Here is a 2,543-nt window from a genome sequence, read left to right as displayed (position 1 = left end):
GGTCGCACAGCATGAGCGCCATGGCAGGCTCGTCAAAGTACTCGGCATTGTTCACCGCTACGCCAATGCCCACCGTGCCGGCCCAGTCGGGCACCTCGGGCAGCGCCTGGCGCAGGTGGTCAAGCAACGCTTGCGCATCGGCCGCGTAATGGTCGGTGATGTAAAGCAAGCCCAAACGGGGCTGGCTCGCGTAATCAGGCAAGACCATTTGGGCGCGCAGCTGCGCCAGCACCAGGCCAGCCGCCATGCGCCACTGCGGATGGGTGGCGTGACCGCAAGGAAAAAGCTTCATGGCGATTTGCGCCGAGAGACCGCCTTGCGGGGGGTGGATTTTGTGGCCGGTTTGGTTTTGACGGTGGCGGGTTTTTGGGTGGCAGGGGATTTAGGGCCGGCTGCTGCCTTGTGGGCCCCCTTGGGCGTCATGCCCGTCTTCATGGCTTCGGCAGCCACATCTTTGACAGCGGCGGCGGCAATGTTTTGAAACTGTTGGGTCAATGCGCCCCACCACTGCATGGGGTCAACAGCAGGCTTGGCCGAAGATGCGTCAGCAGATGGGGGTTCTGACTGAGCGGGTTCTGGCTGAGCAGGTTCCGGCACTGGTGCGGCTTTCGGCGCAAAGGGTTGTGGCGCAGCTGCCTGGGGCACGGCTGCTGGTGCTTTGGCGGTGAAGGCCTTGGCCAAATCGGCCATGTTCACGTTCATGCTTTGCAGCGTGGTCAAGGTCATTTTTTGCACCTCCATGGCCTGAATCGTGGCCTTGAGCGCTGTGGTGTTTTGCTCCAGCCAGAACAGCACCGACTTGAGCTCCTGAATGCGCTTGTCGATGTCTTCGATGCTCAGCGTGGGCGCTACCCAGCTGGCCATGCCAGGCATGCCTGCAGCAGCAGATGGCTGAGCTTGCGATGCGGTTTTGGACAGGTTTTGCAAGAAGTCAAAACCTGGTAAGAATTGGCCGAAGCCGAAAGCCGATGTGTCGCTCATGGTGTCTCCTGAAGAAGGACTTGTAAAGCTTACCTCATGCAACTTTCAGCGCCCACCGGGGCTCTCACAAGCGCCACCAGGCATCACTGGGCTTTGGCGACCGGTGGCTCTAGAACAACCCTTTTTGAAGGCCTGCTCGGCGACAGCGCTTTTTCAACGGGTCTGCGCCGCTCTCGCTTTGCCGAGCATGGCGTGCAGCAAAACATTGCACCCTGCAGCGATGTCAGCGGGCTGGGCGTCTTCGATTTCGTTGTGGCTGATGCCGTCTTTGCAGGGGATGAAAATCATGCCACTCGGGGCCAGACGGGCGGTGTAGATGGCATCGTGTCCAGCACCTGAGACCACCGGCATTTGGCTGTAGCCCAAGTGGGCAGCGGCGGCAGACACCGCCTCCACGCACTCCGGATGGAAGGGTTGCGCCGGGAAACTCGACACCAGGGTCAGTTCTATGCGCAGGCCTGTGCTGCCCTGCAAACTTTGAGCCTGGGCTTTGATTTCATCGGCCATGGCCTCCACCCCGACGTCTGTGTTGTTGCGCAGGTCGATGCTGAACTTGACCCGACCCGGAATCACATTGCGGCTGTTGGGGTGCACATGCACCATGCCCACCGTGCCCCTGGCATGCGGAGCATGTGCGAGGGCCGTCTTCACTACGGCCTGCATCAAGTGTGTGGCCACCTGCATGGCATCCCGGCGCAAAGGCATGGGCGTGGGGCCGGCATGGGCTTCCATGCCCGTGACGATGCAGTCAAACCAACGGATGCCTAAGGAACCGCTGACCACGCCAATGGTCACGCCTGCATCTTCCAGCACCGGGCCTTGCTCGATGTGGGCTTCAAAATACGCTCCGATGGGGTGCTGCCCCGGCACTTCAGCGCCGACATAGCCGATTTTTTGCAGTTCTTCCCGCACCGTTTTGCCTTCTTGGTCTTGGGCTCTGTAGGCGTGCTCCAGCGAAAACGCACCCGCAAAAACGCCCGAACCCATCATCACCGGCACAAAGCGGGAACCTTCTTCATTGGTCCAAAAGGCCACCTCAATCGGGGCCTCGGTTTCGATGCCATGGTCGTTCAGGCAGCGCACCACCTCCAGCCCGGCCAGCACGCCATAGTTGCCATCGAACTTGCCACCGGTGGGCTGGGTGTCGATGTGGCTGCCGGTCATGATGGGCGGCAAATCGGGCTGCCGCCCTGCTCTGCGCATGAAGACGTTGCCAATTTGATCGACCGTGACGGTCATGCCCGCTTCGCGCGCCCAGGACGTGACGAGGTCTCGGCCTTGTCGGTCCAATTCGGTCAAGGCCAAACGACAAACGCCCCCTTTTTCGGTGCCGCCGATTTGGGCCAAGGTCATCAGCGATTGCCATAAACGGTTGGCGTCAATGCGCAAAGAGGAAAAGTTGTCGGGACTCACATTCATGCTTCGATCTCCAGAGGTGTTCATTCGGGGCTGTCCCGGTAAGCTTGAAAGACATCGCGCAATTGTCTGCGAGGGGCCGTGGGTGTCGTCAAGGACTGCTCCAGTTCGTTGAGGTGTTTGCGCATTTCCGTGCCTGCCGCTGC

3 protein-coding genes are annotated in these 2,543 nt (G+C 60.5%); all 3 read right to left on the bottom strand.

Features of this window, described 5'->3' with window-relative positions:
- On the bottom strand, positions 1–292 hold a 292-nt coding region (locus ACIQ47_RS16240; RefSeq protein ID WP_396439067.1), incomplete at its 3' end, for an FIST N-terminal domain-containing protein.
- On the bottom strand, positions 289–981 hold the full coding sequence (locus ACIQ47_RS16235; RefSeq protein WP_396439066.1) for a PhaM family polyhydroxyalkanoate granule multifunctional regulatory protein: 693 nt from the start codon (positions 979–981) through the stop codon (positions 289–291). The genes ACIQ47_RS16235 and ACIQ47_RS16240, both read right to left, overlap by 4 nt.
- Positions 982–1,134: 153 nt before the next feature.
- Positions 1,135–2,400: a Zn-dependent hydrolase gene (locus ACIQ47_RS16230; protein WP_396439065.1), complete on the bottom strand. Its 1,266-nt coding sequence runs from the start codon at positions 2,398–2,400 to the stop codon at positions 1,135–1,137.
- Positions 2,401–2,543: the final 143 nt, after the last annotated feature.

Source organism: Limnohabitans sp., from assembly GCF_044373035.1.
Taxonomy (GTDB): Bacteria; Pseudomonadota; Gammaproteobacteria; order Burkholderiales; family Burkholderiaceae_C; genus Limnohabitans_A.
This window is presented reverse-complemented; position numbering and strand designations above follow the sequence as displayed.

Coding starts and splice junctions, on each gene's coding strand:
- ACIQ47_RS16235 (WP_396439066.1), bottom strand. CDS start 981: ATGAGCGACACATCGGCTTTCGGCTTCGGCCAATTCTTACCAGGTTTT.
- ACIQ47_RS16230 (WP_396439065.1), bottom strand. CDS start 2,400: ATGAATGTGAGTCCCGACAACTTTTCCTCTTTGCGCATTGACGCCAAC.